Origin of the sequence: Tahibacter caeni (genome assembly GCF_024609805.1) — a bacterium.
Classification (GTDB): Bacteria; Pseudomonadota; Gammaproteobacteria; order Xanthomonadales; family Rhodanobacteraceae; genus Tahibacter; species Tahibacter caeni.
This window is the reverse complement of sequence record NZ_JANFVR010000121.1, coordinates 1-13,236: the sequence shown is the minus strand read 5'-3', so window position 1 is coordinate 13,236 and position 13,236 is coordinate 1. Positions and strand designations below refer to the sequence as shown.

At 70.4% G+C, this 13,236-nt stretch carries 15 protein-coding genes; 7 read left to right on the top strand and 8 right to left on the bottom strand.

The genetic code is table 11. The features are described 5' to 3' along the window. The 4 genes from NON22_RS12165 to ybeY form a co-directional block, all read left to right on the top strand. Nucleotides 1-341 (top strand): hypothetical protein (locus tag NON22_RS12165; protein ID WP_257387203.1); only part of this gene is annotated, 341 nt, incomplete at its 5' end. 86 nt (nt 342-427) lie between these two features. After that, the gene (locus tag NON22_RS12160; RefSeq protein WP_257387202.1) at nt 428-991 is read left to right on the top strand and encodes an outer membrane protein; all 564 of its coding nucleotides are present in this window, start codon (nt 428-430) and stop codon (nt 989-991) included. A 131-nt stretch (nt 992-1,122) separates the two neighbouring features. Beyond that, a complete protein-coding gene (locus NON22_RS12155) occupies nt 1,123-2,106 on the top strand; it encodes a PhoH family protein (protein WP_257387201.1) in 984 nt (327 codons plus the stop codon). A 44-nt stretch (nt 2,107-2,150) separates the two neighbouring features. Next, nucleotides 2,151-2,600, top strand: coding sequence for an rRNA maturation RNase YbeY (gene ybeY / locus NON22_RS12150; protein WP_257387200.1), 450 nt, complete (start codon nt 2,151-2,153; stop codon nt 2,598-2,600). A 23-nt stretch (nt 2,601-2,623) separates the two neighbouring features. Here the strand turns inward: ybeY and phoU are convergent, their stop codons facing one another. The 4 genes from phoU to NON22_RS12130 all read right to left on the bottom strand — a co-directional run bounded on the left by phoU (nt 2,624) and on the right by NON22_RS12130 (nt 6,642). After that, nucleotides 2,624-3,346: a phosphate signaling complex protein PhoU gene (gene phoU, locus NON22_RS12145; RefSeq protein WP_257387199.1), complete on the bottom strand. Its 723-nt coding sequence runs from the start codon at nt 3,344-3,346 to the stop codon at nt 2,624-2,626. A 100-nt stretch (nt 3,347-3,446) separates the two neighbouring features. Further along, complete coding sequence (gene pstB / locus NON22_RS12140) at nt 3,447-4,274, bottom strand: phosphate ABC transporter ATP-binding protein PstB (protein ID WP_257387198.1); 828 nt, start codon at nt 4,272-4,274, stop codon at nt 3,447-3,449. After that, nucleotides 4,271-5,548 (bottom strand): phosphate ABC transporter permease PstA, encoded by a 1,278-nt coding sequence (gene pstA, locus NON22_RS24900; RefSeq protein WP_257387197.1) that lies wholly within the window; start codon nt 5,546-5,548, stop codon nt 4,271-4,273. The genes pstB and pstA overlap by 4 nt, the downstream gene beginning before the upstream one ends. Nucleotides 5,549-5,550: 2 nt before the next feature. After that, nucleotides 5,551-6,642 (bottom strand): ABC transporter permease subunit, encoded by a 1,092-nt coding sequence (locus NON22_RS12130; protein ID WP_257387196.1) that lies wholly within the window; start codon nt 6,640-6,642, stop codon nt 5,551-5,553. A 179-nt stretch (nt 6,643-6,821) separates the two neighbouring features. Here NON22_RS12130 and NON22_RS12125 point away from each other — a divergent pair, with 179 nt between their 5' ends. Together NON22_RS12125 and NON22_RS12120 are read left to right on the top strand one after the other, a co-directional pair. After that, nucleotides 6,822-7,952, top strand: coding sequence for a glycosyltransferase family 4 protein (locus tag NON22_RS12125; RefSeq protein ID WP_306673784.1), 1,131 nt, complete (start codon nt 6,822-6,824; stop codon nt 7,950-7,952). After that, nucleotides 7,949-8,506 carry a phosphatase PAP2 family protein gene (locus tag NON22_RS12120; RefSeq protein WP_257387195.1) on the top strand — a complete coding sequence of 186 codons (558 nt, stop codon included), beginning with the start codon at nt 7,949-7,951 and terminating at the stop codon, nt 8,504-8,506. Before NON22_RS12125 ends, NON22_RS12120 begins: the two co-directional genes overlap by 4 nt. A 26-nt stretch (nt 8,507-8,532) precedes the next feature. On the opposite strand, the gene NON22_RS12115 is transcribed toward NON22_RS12120, so the two are convergent. The 4 genes from NON22_RS12115 to NON22_RS12100 are packed head-to-tail and all read right to left on the bottom strand — an operon-like array spanning nt 8,533 to nt 12,164. Further along, nucleotides 8,533-8,856: a hypothetical protein gene (locus NON22_RS12115; protein ID WP_257387194.1), complete on the bottom strand. Its 324-nt coding sequence runs from the start codon at nt 8,854-8,856 to the stop codon at nt 8,533-8,535. Nucleotides 8,857-8,869: 13 nt separating this feature from the next. Next, nucleotides 8,870-9,745 carry a carbon-nitrogen hydrolase family protein gene (locus NON22_RS12110; RefSeq protein WP_257387193.1) on the bottom strand — a complete coding sequence of 292 codons (876 nt, stop codon included), beginning with the start codon at nt 9,743-9,745 and terminating at the stop codon, nt 8,870-8,872. Continuing rightward, nucleotides 9,745-10,347, bottom strand: a complete 603-nt coding sequence (locus tag NON22_RS12105) for a GNAT family N-acetyltransferase (RefSeq protein ID WP_257387192.1) — start codon at nt 10,345-10,347, stop codon at nt 9,745-9,747. Before NON22_RS12105 ends, NON22_RS12110 begins: the two co-directional genes overlap by 1 nt. Next, nucleotides 10,344-12,164, bottom strand: coding sequence for a DUF885 domain-containing protein (locus NON22_RS12100; protein WP_257387191.1), 1,821 nt, complete (start codon nt 12,162-12,164; stop codon nt 10,344-10,346). Before NON22_RS12100 ends, NON22_RS12105 begins: the two co-directional genes overlap by 4 nt. Nucleotides 12,165-12,323: 159 nt before the next feature. Between NON22_RS12100 and NON22_RS12095 the strand changes: the two genes are divergently transcribed. Next, nucleotides 12,324-13,214, top strand: coding sequence for a 23S rRNA (adenine(2030)-N(6))-methyltransferase RlmJ (locus tag NON22_RS12095; RefSeq protein WP_257387190.1), 891 nt, complete (start codon nt 12,324-12,326; stop codon nt 13,212-13,214). Nucleotides 13,215-13,236 lie beyond the last annotated feature (22 nt).

The following is a 13,236-nucleotide window of genomic DNA, read 5'->3' as shown; positions in this document are numbered from 1 at the left end:
CGCGGGGGCCGCGATGCGCCGCGCGGCCCGCCGCGAGCCGCGTCTCGGCGGACGACACGGTCGCCTTGCGCGGACCGCCCGGCCACTACGACCATGCCGATACGGAAGCGTGCCTGCCGCCGATCTCGTGCAGCCATTCCGGCGAATGGGCGCACATCGCCTGCCCGATCGACGTGCCCGACACGGTCTGCGTGCGGAACGACCCCAAAGCCTCGGGCAGCCAGATCTCGCGACGGGAAATCAGCGGCGATTTCGCGGCCTGGTCGATGCGCCGTCTTCATTCGCGCGTGCCGAACCGCCGCGTGAATCCCTGCCAACCTGTTCAGTGTTCGTGGAACTAAAGTTCAGCTCGACTTTCCGATAGTCGCACCGCCGCGGCGCAAATCGCGCCGGGGTTTTCCGAAAACACAACGACAGGAAACACGCGATGAAAACGATGATCGTCACGGCGATGGCTGCGGCCGTCGCCGCGGGTGTCTGCGCCTCCGCGCCGGCGCATGCCGATGGATTCTTCGTCGACGGACGCTACGGCCGCTCGGATTTCGACGGATCCGGCAAGGATGTCGCGCTCGGCGTCAACGGCGGCTATCGCTGGGGCGCCTTCGGTCTCGAGGGCGGCTACGTGGATCTCGGTTCGCTCGATCACGGCTACGCCGTCATCGACGGACCCGGCAGCGGCACCAGCGGACTGCATTCGGACATCGACGTCTCCGGCTGGACGCTCGGCGTCAACGGTCACTTCAATCTCGATCCGAACTGGTATCTGTCAGCCCGCGCCGGCCTGTTCCACTGGAAGTCTGACATGGATCTCGCCGGCACGACGGCCAACGCAAAATTCAGCGGCAACGACTGGTATGCCGGCGTCGGCGTCGGCTATGACTTCAGCGAACGCTTCGGCCTGGGTCTGAACTACGACCGCTATCGCGCCGGCAAGAGCGGCCTGGATTTCAGCGCCGACGTGGTCAGCGTGAACACCGAATTCCGCTTCTGATGCAATCCGACGCGGTGCGGACCCGGCGTCCGCACCGCGTCCTGCCGTCCCACCGCTCGCCACGCCGAGCACGGCGGCGAAGCGAATGTCGACTGGCAACCAACCACTCCAGGCGCTACCCTGCCGCGTCTATGCCTACCGCCCGCCGCGAATTCACGCTGGAACCCGACGATACCGAACGCCTGGCCAACCTGGCCGGCCCATTCGACGAACACCTGCGTCAGATCGAGCTGCGCCTCGGCGTCAGCATCGCGAACCGCGGCAACGTGTTTCGCATCGACGGCGACGCCGGCCACGTCGAAGCCGCGGCGCGGCTGTTGCGCGAACTCTACGCGGCGACCGGGCACGAGGTGCTCGACGGGCATCGCATCAATCTGCATCTGCAGGAGTCCAACGTCGCCGCGCTCGACGCGGCGGCCGCGACCGCGGCGCAGGAAGTCGTCATCCGCGTCAAACGCGGCGCGATCAAGGGCCGCGGCCCGAACCAGGCGCGCTATCTGCACGCGATCGCGACGCACGACATCAACTTCGGCATCGGCCCGGCCGGCACCGGCAAGACCTACCTCGCGGTCGCGAGCGCCGTCGACGCGCTCGACGCGAACCGCGTGCAGCGCATCATCCTCGTGCGTCCCGCGGTCGAGGCCGGCGAGAAGCTCGGCTTCCTGCCCGGCGACCTGACCCAGAAGGTCGATCCGTATCTGCGTCCGCTCTACGACGCACTGTACGAGATGCTCGGCTTCGAGAAGGTGGCCAAGCTCATCGAGCGCAATGTGATCGAGATCGCGCCGCTGGCCTACATGCGCGGCCGGACCCTGAACGACTCCTTCGTGATCCTCGACGAGGCGCAGAACACGACGGTCGAGCAGATGAAGATGTTCCTGACGCGCATCGGCTTCGGCTCGGCCGCCGTCGTGACCGGCGACGTGACCCAGATCGACCTGCCGCGCCACGTGCGCTCGGGCCTGCGCGACGCGATCGAGGTGCTGCGCGAGGTGCCGGGCATCAGCTTCACGTTCTTCACGGCGCACGACGTCGTGCGCCATCCGCTCGTGCAGAAGATCGTGCGCGCCTACGAGCGCCACGACGCGGCCAAGCCCGACGGCGGCGGCGCATGAGCCCGGCGAAACGGCGAAGCGCGGCAGCCGCAACGGAGGTCCTCGTGCATCTGAGCCGCGCGCCGGGCCTGTCCGCGAACGGCGTGCCGCGCGGCGACAGCTTCCGCGCCTGGGTCGGGGCCGCGCTCGCGGCGGTGCGCCGGCGGCGGCCGAGCGAACTGTCCATCCACGTGGTCGATGCCGCCGAAGGCCGCGAGTTCAACCGCCACTACCGCGGCCGCGACTATGCGACGAACGTGCTGTCGTTCCCGGCCGAGCTGCCGCCCGGCGTACGCCTGCCGCTGCTCGGCGACCTGATCCTCTGCGCGCCGGTCGTCGCGCGCGAGGCGGCCGAACAGGGCAAGCCGCTGCGCGACCACTATGCCCACATGACCGTGCACGGCGTGCTGCATCTGCTCGGCCACGACCACCTCGCCGATGCCGAGGCCGAACGCATGGAAGCACTGGAGCGCAGGGCACTCGCGCGGCTCGGCATCGCCGATCCCTACGCCTGAAGCTCCGGCGGCGCCGGACCCGCCTACTGCTTGGTTTCCGGCAGCGGCGCCGCGCTGCGCGACAGGCCCGTGTGCCGCACGTCCTTGCCGCGGACCAGGTAGATCACCTGCTCGCAGATGTTCTTGCAGCGGTCGCCGATGCGTTCGAGCGCGCGGGCGCCCCAGAGCATTTCTAGCGCGGCCGGCACGCGCTCGGATTCGCGCTGCATGAGGTCGACGAGCAGCCGGGTCAGCTCCTTGTACAGCACGTCGACCTCGCGGTCGCGGCGAAGGCGCTCCAGCGCGCGCGTCTCGTCCATGCGCGCGAACGTGTCCAGGGTGCCGCGCAGCTGGTCGCGCACGAGGCTGCCCATCTGCGCGAGCTTGAACGCGTAGTGCTCGGGCAGCTCGGCGTTGCCGAGCTTCTCGGCGATGCGCGCGATGCGCTCGGCCTCGTCGCCGATACGCTCGAGGTTCGCCACCATGCGCACGACCGCGAGCACGAGGCGCAGGTCGGAAGCGGCCGGCTGGCGCCGCGCGAGGATCTGCGTGCAGCGCGCGTCGATCTCCAGTTCGGCCGCGTTGACCTCGTCCTCGCGCGCGACGACGTGGGCGACCTGGCGCAGGTCGCGCGCGGCCAGCGCTTCCAGCGCGGTCGCGAGCTGCGCCTCGACCAGGCCGCCCATGGCCAGCACCTGCTTGGTGAGCGCCGCGAGTTCGCTGTTGAACTGCTGGGAGATGTGCTGGCCTAGGTGGAGACGGTCCATTTGTATAGTCGTATCGACGAAGCGGTGGCGTATCTGGACAGGCGCAGGTTACGCCGTGTTGACATCGGACAAAAGACGCACTGCGGCGAAACCGGGCCGGTCAGCCGCGATCCTCGCGCATGCGTCCGGTGATGTAGTCCTCGGTGCCGCGCAGGCGCGGGTTGGTGAAGATGCGGTCGGTCGCGTCGAACTCCAGCAGCCGGCCGGCCTGCAGGAACGCCGTGTAGTCGGCGACGCGCGCGGCCTGCTGCATGTTGTGGGTCACCAGCAGCACGCTGTAGCGCTCGCGCAGCGCGACGACGAGCTCCTCGAAGCGCAGCGTGGAGATCGGGTCGAGCATCGAGGCCGGCTCGTCCATCAGCAGCACTTCCGGTTCCACCGCGAGCGCGCGCGCGATGACCAGGCGCTGCTGCTGGCCGGCCGACAGGCGCAGCGCGCTGTCGTCGAGGCGGTCGCGCACCTCCTCCCAGAGACCGGCTGCGCGCAAGGCGGCCTCGACGCGGTCGTCGAGCTCCAGGCGCGAGCGCAGGCCGGCCAGGCGCAGGCCGAACGCGACGTTGTCGGCGACCGACTGCGGGAACGGATTGGGTTTCTGGAACACCATGCCGACGCGGCGGCGCAGTTCCGGCAGCGCGGTCGTCTCGGCATAGGCGTCCAGGCCGAGCACGCGCACCTCGCCGCTGACGCGGCAGCCGGCGATCTCGTCGTTGAGCCGGTTGAAGCAGCGCAGCAGGCTGGACTTGCCGCAACCCGAAGGGCCGATCAGCGCGGTGACCCGGCGCCGCGGCACCTGCAGGTTCACCGCGTCGAGTGCGCGGCGTTCCGAATAGTCGAGGCTCAGCCCGCGCGCTTCCAGCGCGAGCTCGCGACCGGCCAGGAGATCCGGCGGCATCACGGCCGCATCCACCGCGTCCTCGCGTGCGCTCATACGGCCAGCTCCCGCGCGCGTTCGCGCAGCCGGTTGCGCACGACGATGGCCGCCGCATTGAGCCCGACCACGACGACGAGCAGCAGCAGCGCCGCCGCATGCGCCTGGGCCATGTCGCGCGGCGCATCGCCGCCGGCCAGGGCCAGATCGTAGACGCTCTGGCCCAGATGCATGAACTGGCGCGACAGGTGCAGATACGGAAATTCGCCGTCGAGCGGCAGGGCCGGCGCATAGCGGACCGCGCCGACGAGCATGAGCGGCGCGACTTCGCCGGCCGCACGCGCGACGGCGAGGATGAAGGCGGTCAGCAGCGCCGGCCGCGCGACCGGCAGCACGACGCGCCAGAGCATTTCGGCGCGCGTCGCGCCGAGCGCGAGCGCGCCGTGACGCAGCGCGGCCGGCACGCGCGCGAGTCCTTCCTCGGTCGCGATGACCACGACCGGCAAGGTCAGCAGGGCCAGGGTCAGCGCCGACCAGAGCAGACCGCCGCCGCCCCAGCGCGGCGTCGCCGAGTGCATCAGCGCATCGACGCCGCCGCCGACGCCGTTGACGAACAGCACGAGGCCGAACAGGCCGTAGATGACCGCCGGCACTCCGGCCAAGTTGGCCATGGCCGCGCGCAGGACGCGCGCGCTGCGGCCGCTGCCGGCGTATTCGTGCAGCCACAGCGCGAGCAGCACGCCGAGCGGCATGACCAGGACGCTCATGAGCAGCACGAGCACGACGGTGCCGACGAGCGCCGGGAACACCCCGCCGCCCTGGGCCGTGCCGGCGACGAAATCCCAGGCGCGCCGCAGCATCAGGCCGGCGGTCTCGCCGCGGCTCAGCCGATTGCTGGCCACGTCCTCGGCGACGTCGGCGGCGGCCGGACGGCTACCGTCGGGCGCCTGCGGCAGGGCCAGGCCGCGCCGATGGATCTCGCGGCCGTCGTGCAGGCGCAGGCTACGCGCGTCGGCGGGCCAGTCGAGCTGCAGCAGGTCCGCACGCGCGATGCGCCGGTATTCCGCACCGCGGCGCTGCCATTCGCTGCCGCGCACGACGAGTTCGTGCGCGTCTTCGAAGACGACCGCGGCGAGCATCTGCTGCTCGCCGGCATCGCTGCGCCAGCGCAGCTCGGCGACCGGCACCGGCGCGAACGCCCGCACGGCCTGCTGCACCAGCACCGCGAGCACGGCCGCGAGCGCGAGCAGGCATAGGCCCGCCATGCCGGCGGCGAGCCAAAGCCCGGGATCATGACGCCGCGACGCGGCGCGCCGGTGCCGCACGTCGCTCACGGCTACAGCCCCGCCACGCGGCGGCGCAGGCGCCCGCGTACCTGTTCGGCCAGCAGATTGAGCAGCAGGCAGATGCCGAACAGCAGCAGCGCCGACAGCAGCAGCAAACCGTAGCCCGCACTGCCCGGCGCGGCCTGGGGCGCCTCGAGCGCGAGATTGGCCGCGATCGAACGCAAACCGGTCAACGGCGAAACGTTGGTCAGCGGCGTGTTGCCGCTGGCCATCAGCACGATCATGGTTTCGCCGAGCGCACGGCTGAAGCCCAGCAGCAGCGCCGCGACCACGCCGGGTGCCGCCACCGGCAGCAGCAGCCGCCAGAGCGCCTGCCAGCGCGTCGCGCCGAGCGCCTGCGCGCCGAGCGCGAGCTCGGCCGGAACCGCGAACAGCGCGTCCTCGGCCAGGCTGAACACGGTCGGCATCACGGCGAGACCGAGCATCAGCCCGACGACGAGGCCGTTCCACGGCGTCAGCGGCTGCAGCAGCGCGGCCCAGGCCGTCGCCGCGAGCGCGTCGCCGGCAGCGAGCGACAGGGCCGCGAGAGCGAGCAGCGGCGCCAGCAGCAGCGCGACTTCATAGCCGGCGCAACGCTGCTGCCAGACGGCCGGCGCCAGGCGCTGCCAGACGAAGCCGGCCGCGATCATCAGCGGCACGAGCAGCGCGACGAACACGAGCAGGCTGAGCACGTGCTGCAGCAGCCACGGCGCGAGCAGCAGCGCGGCGATCAGGCCGAGCACGACGGCCGGGACGGCCTCGAACAGTTCGAACAGCGGCTTGAGCAGCGCACGCCAGGCCGGCGGCGCGAAGCGCGCGCACCAGATCGCCGCGCCGAGCCCGAGCGGCACCGCGACGACGATCGCATACAGCGCCGCCTTGAGGCTGCCGGCCAGCAGCGGCAGCACGCGCGGCGCCCAGTCCGGCGTCAGCCGCGCCGAGCCCAGCAGGAACAGCGGCATGGCCAGCGCGAGCACGGCCAGAAAGCCGGCCGCGAGGCGCAGCCCGAGTTGCAGCCAGCACTCGCGGCGCGCGCGCAGCGCAGCGCGCCGGGCGAAACGCAGGGCCAGCGGCGAGGCGGGATGAGGGTCCGGAACGGGCATGGGCGCACGCTAGGAGCTGAATATGACAGTCATGTTACAGGCCCGGCGATGTCACGGCCGCGTCACCTCGTCGCAATCGGTACGCCATCGCCGGACCGCAGCATGCGCCAAACCAGAGGGCCCTCGCGCCGTGCCCGACGCTGCGACGGGGCCCGTCCGGACCCGGAGCCTTCCGCGCCATGCGCATCGCGATCGTCACCGAAACCTATCCGCCCGAGATCAACGGCGTCGCGCTGACCGTACAGGCTCTGGCGCAGGGTCTGCGCGGTCGCGGCCATGCGGTGCAGCTGATCCGCCCGCGCCAGCCCGGCGTCGACGTTGCCGACCCGGCGGCGACCGAGGACGTGCAGGTCGGCGGCGCGGCAATTCCGCGCTATCCGGGCCTGCGCTTCGGCTGGCCGGCACGGCGTCGGCTCGAGCGTCTCTGGCGCGCGCAGCGTCCCGACGCGATTTACGTCGCGACCGAAGGCCCGCTCGGGCATTCGGCGCTGCGCGCGGCGCGGCGCCTCGGCATCGCCGCGAGCACCGGCTTCCATACTCGCTTCGACGATTTCGCGCGCTTCTACGGCGTCGGCTGGCTGACGCCGCTGGTGTTCGCCTGGCTGCGCCATTTCCATGCGCATTCGGCGGCGACCCTCGTGCCGACCCAGGAGCTCGCGGACTTCCTGCGCGAGCGCGGCTTCGGCGCCGTGCGCCTGCTGCGCCGCGCCGTCGACACCCAGTTGTTCGACCCGGCGCGGCGCCGCGACGCCCTGCGCCAGGAATGGGGCCTGACCGGCGACGAACTTGCCGTGGTCTACGTCGGCCGCATCGCGCCGGAAAAGAATCTCGAGCTGAACGTGCGCGCCTTCCGCGCGCTGCAGCAGCAGCGGCCTGAGGCGCGCTACGTCTGGATCGGCGACGGACCGGTACGGGCCGAGCTCGCGCGCGCCAATCCCGACTTCATCTTCTGCGGCAGCCTGCGCGGCGAAGAGCTCGCCGCGCATTTCGCGAGCTGCGACCTGTTCCTGTTCGCGAGCCTCAGCGAGACCTTCGGCAACGTGACCCTCGAAGCCATGGCCAGCGGCGTGGCCACGGTCGCCTACGACTACGGCGCCGCGCGCGAGCACATCGTCGACGGCGTCAACGGCCGGCGCATCGCCTGCGGCGACGCCGACGCTTTCATCGCGGCCGCGCTCGCGCTGGCCGGCCAGCCGCGCGAACGCGCGCGCTACGCCGCGGCAGCGCGCGAGGCCATGCTGAAACTGAGCCCGCAGTCCGTCACCGACCATTTCGCCGAACTCCTCGCCTCGCTACGGAGCGCCGCATGAACGCGATCGAACGCTGGAACCGCCTCGAAGTCCGCAGCGGCGAATGGCGCCTGTGCCTGGCCGCGAACCGCTGGGGCACGCGCCGCGCGATCACGCGATTCTTCGGCCTGATCAGCCGCGCCGGCGACGGCGTGTTCTGGTACGCCCTGATGGGCGCGCTTGCACTGTTCGGCGGCAGCCGCGGCGCCCAGGCCGCGCTGCACATGGCCGTGGTCGGCGTGGTCGCGCTGGCCCTCTACCGCAGTCTCAAGAAACACACGCGCCGGCCGCGGCCGTTCCGCGCACACCAGGGCATCGTCGCGCACGTCCCGCCACTGGACGAATTCAGCTTTCCGTCGGGCCACACCCTGCACGCGGTCAGCTTCAGCCTCGTCGCGATCGCCTATTTCCCGGTGCTGGCCCTGCTGCTGGTCCCGTTCACCGCGCTCGTCGCCGCCTCGCGCGTCGTGCTCGGCCTGCACTTTCCCAGCGACGTGCTCGCCGCGGGACTGATCGGCAGCGCGCTCGCCGGCTTCTCGCTCTGGCTGATTCCGGGCGTGACGCTGTTCGGCTGATCCGCGGCCGCACTCGCCGCCGCGATTCAGCGGCAGATCAGCTCGCGCCGCCGCGTCGCGTCGAATTCCAGGCGCGTGCGCGCAATCCGGCCTATCACGTCGGCCGCGGTGCGGCCCTCGCAGACAGCCGCGAAATAGGCGCGCGCGCCGTCGCTGTCAACGCCGGCGAAGCTCAGCGAATACTCGGGACTGAAGTCGTCCAGCACGTCGTCGAACGGAGCGTCGAGCATCCAGTAGCCGAGTCCGCCGGCCGCCAGGATGACGTGCGGCACGTCGTAGAAATCGCGGCATTCGACGATGCGCAGCGGCGTGCCGAACGGGAACGGCATCGGCGGCGGGGAGTCGCTCATGCCGCCGGCCTGCTCAACGCACGACCGCGGCGGAGAGATGCGGCCGCAGCTGCGCGTCCCAGTCGGCCGCATTGGCGACCTGGCCGTCGCGGCGCACCCGCTCGAGCGCGGACGCTTCGACGTCGGCATAGGCCCAGACCGCATCCGGCGCCGCCTGCGCGATGACGCCGTCGTCGGGCAGGCCGCGATCGCTCGGCGCGAACACCGCGGCGACGCCGGTATTCGTATCCAGCGCCGGGCTCCAGAGCGCTTCGCCGGCCGTGACCGACTGCACCACGTGGATCTGGTTTTCCAGCGCGCGCGCGCGGCAGCCGACGCGCACGCGCGTCGCGCCGGCGGCCGTGTCGGTGCAGCTCGGCACGAGCAGCAGCCGCGCGCCGGCTTCGTACTGGCGCCGTGCGTACAGCGGAAATTCGCTGTCGTAGCAGACATTGACGGCGAGCCGGCCGAGCGCGGTGTCGAACACCTGCACGGTGTCGCCGGGCTCGATGACGCCGACGGCGCGCTCGAAGCCGGTCAAGGTGAGCTTGTCCTGGAACCAGCGCCGCCCGTCCGGAGCGTACAGCTCGGCGCGGTTGCGGTGGCGGCCGTCGGCCTGGCGCAGCGGGAAGGTGCCTGCGAGCACGTGCAGGTCGAATTCGCGCGCGCAGCCGGCGAACGTCCGTTGCCAGTCGGCGTGCAGATCCTGCAATGCCGCGAGCGAGGCGACGAGATCCGCCTGCACGGCCGGCGGGAAGATCCCGGCCAGCTCGAGCGCGAGGTATTCGGGCAGCACCGCGACCGCGGCGCCGGCGGCGCGCGCCTCGGCCAGCGCCGCACGCAGGCGTTCGCGCCAGTCCGCGAAGCTGACCGGCTTTTCGATGCGCCACTGCGCCGCGGCGATGCGCATCAGGCGTCTCCGAGCTCGCGCAGCCAGAAGCGCAGCTCGTGCGTCTGTGCCGCGGCCGCGCCGGTTTCCTGCCAGTCCAGCCGGCAGAACAGATCGTCCTGGCGCGCGTAGCCGCGTTTGATCCAGAACGCGTCGTTGTCGCGATGTCCCGCCGGACGGCGCGGATCGTCGGCGCTGCGCTCGACCGCGCAGAACGCCGCGGTCGCGAAGCCGAGCTCGCGCGCCCGCGCCTCGCGCGCGTCGAAGAAGGCATGGCCGAGGCCGCGGCCGCGATACGCCTGCAGCAGCACCGACTCGCCGAAATAGAACACGCGCGCAGGATCGATGCCGCGCGCGCGGAAAGGCTCGCGGAACGCGTCGGTCTCGTCGGCCAGCGGAATCGCCGTCGACGCGCCGACGACCTGGGCGCCGTCGAACGCGAGCACGAACAGGCTGCGCGGCGAACGCGCATACGTGGCGAGATACTGCGCTTCGTAGTCCGCGCTGCCGTCGTACAGGTACGGCCAGTCGCGGAACACGGCGATGCGCAGCGCAGCGACGGCCGGCAGGTGCTGCGTCACCGCCGCACCGTGCAGCCGTTCGATGCGCAGCGCCTCGCTCATGCGCCCTTGGTCTTGGCGATCCACTCGTCGACCGTGCGTTCCAGCAGCACCATCGGCAGCGCGCCGGTCTTGAGCACGACGTTGTGGAACTGGCGGATGTCGAACTTGTCGCCGAGCTCCTTCTTCGCCTTCTCGCGCAGCTCGAGGATCTTGAGCATGCCGACCTTGTAGCCGAGCGCCTGGCCCGGCGCGACGAAGTAACGCTCGATCTCGGCGACGACGTCGGTCTCGACCATGCCGGTGTTCTCGAGCATGTACTGGATGGCCTGCTCGCGCGTCCACTTCTTGGCGTGGATGCCGGTGTCCACGACCAGGCGCACGGCGCGCATCATCTCGTCGCGCAGGCGGCCGAGGTTGTCCAGCGGGTCCTTTTCGAAACCGAGCTCCCAGGCCAGGCGTTCGGTGTACAGCGCCCAGCCTTCCGAGAACGCCGTGAACGGCAGGATGCGGCGGAAGAACGGCACGCCCTTGAGCTCCTGCTGGATCGCGATCTGGAAGTGATGGCCCGGAATCGCCTCGTGATAGGCCAGGGTGCGCATCGTGAACTTCGGCATTTCTTTGACGTTGCGCAGGTTGGCGTAGAACACGCCGGGACGCGAGCCGTCGAACGCGCCGGGCTGGTAGTAGGCGCCCGGCGCCGTGGCCTGGGCGAACTCCGGCACGGCCTCGACCTTGACGCCGAGCTTCGGACGGATGTCGAAGGCCGGACCGAGCTTGCCGTCGATGTCGTCGATGATGGCCTGGAAATGCGCGAGCAGTTCCTTCTTGCCTTCGGGCGTATCCGGGAACAGCTGGTCCGGACGCACGGTCAGCGTGCGCACGCGGTCGCCGATGCTGCCGTCGGTCAGGCCCTGCTCGCGCAGGATCGCATCCATCTCGCCGGTGATGCGCGCGACTTCGGACAGGCCGATCTCGTGGATCTGGTCCGCCGTCATCTCGGTCGTCGTGTGGCTGCGGATGCACCAGGCGTAGTAGGCGTCGCCGTTGGGCAGGTGCCAGGCGCCGTAGTTGCCGTCGGCCTTGCTGCGCAGGGCTTCCTCGTAGGCGATCAGCTTCTGGTACGACGGGTACACGCTGTCCTTGATCGCCTGCTCGACGCGCGAAAGCAGGCCGTCGCGCGTGGCCTGGTCCATGTCGCCGGCCGGGATCTTGTCGAGCTTTTCCTTGAACGTCGTGTACAGGGTGTTCTCCTTAGGCGCCTTGCCGATGAAGCCCTGCATCTGCGTGATGACCTTGTCCACCGTGAAGCGCGGCGGCCAGATGCCCTTGCTCTCGTAAAGCTTCAGGTATTCGATGGTCTGGTCGAACTTGGCCGGAAACTTGCCGAGACGCTTGATGTAGTCCTCGGCCTCGCCCTTGCTCGCGACCGGATGCTGCTGCGCCATGAAATCGGGCAGCGCGCTCTGGATGCCGAACATCTGGTTGACCGGGAAGCCGTAGCCGCGGAACGCGTCGCCCTCGACCTGCATGCGCAGGAAGTAGTCGAGCACGTCGTAGGACAGCTTGCCGTCGGCGTCGAGGCTTTCGCGGTCGTAGGTCTTCAGGGTCGCATAGTCGTCCTTGAGCAGGTTGACCTGACGCTCCTCCTCGGCCGGCGAGGCATCGGCCAGATCGTCGCTGTAGAAGTCCAGCCACGGCGGCAGGATGCGCATGCTCGACAGCATTTCCGGATTCGCCACGGCGAAGCGCGCGACGACGCGGGTGTAGAACCAGTCGAGCTTGGCCGGCCGGAAATACCAGACGTGGACGAACAGCAGGCCTATGCCGACGATCAGGATCAGCAACAGGCTGAACAGCCATTTGAGCAGGCGTTTCATGAATCTCCCCCAGGACGGATGACGATGCGGCGACAGGCGCGAACTGTCGCATGTTGCCGCAGCCGCGTAGGTGCCGGAAGTCATGACGCCTGCGACGGACGGCGGCCGCAGCCGCGCCGGCGCCCCGTATACTGGCCCGCAGCCGCGCAAGGAGAGCCCATGAACTACCGGCATGCATATCACGCAGGCAATTTCGCCGACGTGCTCAAGCACAGCGTGCTGGTCGGCCTGATCGAAGCGCTCAAGCAGAAGCAGACGCCGTTCTGCTACATCGATACCCACGCCGGCCGGGGCCAGTACGACCTGCACGGCGAGGAAGCGCGCAAGACACGCGAGTTCGCCGACGGCGTGCTGCGCCTGCTCGACGCGGCGCGGCTGCCGGCCGCGCTGCACGTCTATCTGAACCTGGTCCGCGCGCTCAACGGCAATCGAGCCGGCCATGACATCGCGGTCTACCCGGGCTCGCCGCTGCTCGCGAGCCTGCTGCTGCGCGAGGGCGACCGCGCCCTGCTCTGCGAGCTGCAGCCCGACGAAGCCGCGGCGCTGCGCGCGCTGTTCCGCGGCGACGCGCGCGTCGCGGTGCACGAACGCGACGGCTACGAGGCGCTAAAAAGCCTGCTTCCGCCGAAGGAAAAGCGCGGCCTCGTGCTGATCGACCCGCCGTTCGAGGCCCAGGACGGCGAATTCCGCCTGATCGAGGCGGCGCTGAAACAGGCGCAGACGCGCTGGCCCGGCGGCATCTACGCGATCTGGTATCCGATCAAGCTGCGCCAGCAGTTGTCCGGCTTCTACCGCTGGCTGCGCGGCAGCGGCTTCGCGCGCGTGCTGACGGCCGAGCTGCTCGTGCATCCGGACAACTCGGCGCTGCGCCTGAACGGCACGGGCATGGCCATCGTCAACCCGCCCTGGAAATTCGAACGCCAGCTCGAGGAACTGCTGCCGGTGCTGACCCAGCACCTGGCCCAGGGCCGCTTCGGCCAGCACCAGGTGCAGTGGCTGGTGCAGGAAGCCGCGGCGCCCGCGGCCCGGCCCGGCTCGCGGCGGACCTGAACCCCGGCGGTGGCCGCGGACG

What these genes read in the sequence shown, in the direction of transcription:
- NON22_RS12160 (WP_257387202.1), top strand. Translation starts at nt 428, where the DNA reads ATGAAAACGATGATCGTCACGGCGATGGCTGCGGCCGTCGCCGCGGGT.
- NON22_RS12155 (WP_257387201.1), top strand. Translation starts at nt 1,123, where the DNA reads ATGCCTACCGCCCGCCGCGAATTCACGCTGGAACCCGACGATACCGAA.
- phoU (WP_257387199.1), bottom strand. Translation starts at nt 3,346, where the DNA reads ATGGACCGTCTCCACCTAGGCCAGCACATCTCCCAGCAGTTCAACAGC.
- pstB (WP_257387198.1), bottom strand. Translation starts at nt 4,274, where the DNA reads ATGAGCGCACGCGAGGACGCGGTGGATGCGGCCGTGATGCCGCCGGAT.
- NON22_RS12130 (WP_257387196.1), bottom strand. Translation starts at nt 6,642, where the DNA reads ATGCCCGTTCCGGACCCTCATCCCGCCTCGCCGCTGGCCCTGCGTTTC.
- NON22_RS12125 (WP_306673784.1), top strand. Translation starts at nt 6,822, where the DNA reads ATGCGCATCGCGATCGTCACCGAAACCTATCCGCCCGAGATCAACGGC.
- NON22_RS12120 (WP_257387195.1), top strand. Translation starts at nt 7,949, where the DNA reads ATGAACGCGATCGAACGCTGGAACCGCCTCGAAGTCCGCAGCGGCGAA.
- NON22_RS12115 (WP_257387194.1), bottom strand. Translation starts at nt 8,856, where the DNA reads ATGAGCGACTCCCCGCCGCCGATGCCGTTCCCGTTCGGCACGCCGCTG.
- NON22_RS12110 (WP_257387193.1), bottom strand. Translation starts at nt 9,745, where the DNA reads ATGCGCATCGCCGCGGCGCAGTGGCGCATCGAAAAGCCGGTCAGCTTC.
- NON22_RS12105 (WP_257387192.1), bottom strand. Translation starts at nt 10,347, where the DNA reads ATGAGCGAGGCGCTGCGCATCGAACGGCTGCACGGTGCGGCGGTGACG.
- NON22_RS12100 (WP_257387191.1), bottom strand. Translation starts at nt 12,164, where the DNA reads ATGAAACGCCTGCTCAAATGGCTGTTCAGCCTGTTGCTGATCCTGATC.
- NON22_RS12095 (WP_257387190.1), top strand. Translation starts at nt 12,324, where the DNA reads ATGAACTACCGGCATGCATATCACGCAGGCAATTTCGCCGACGTGCTC.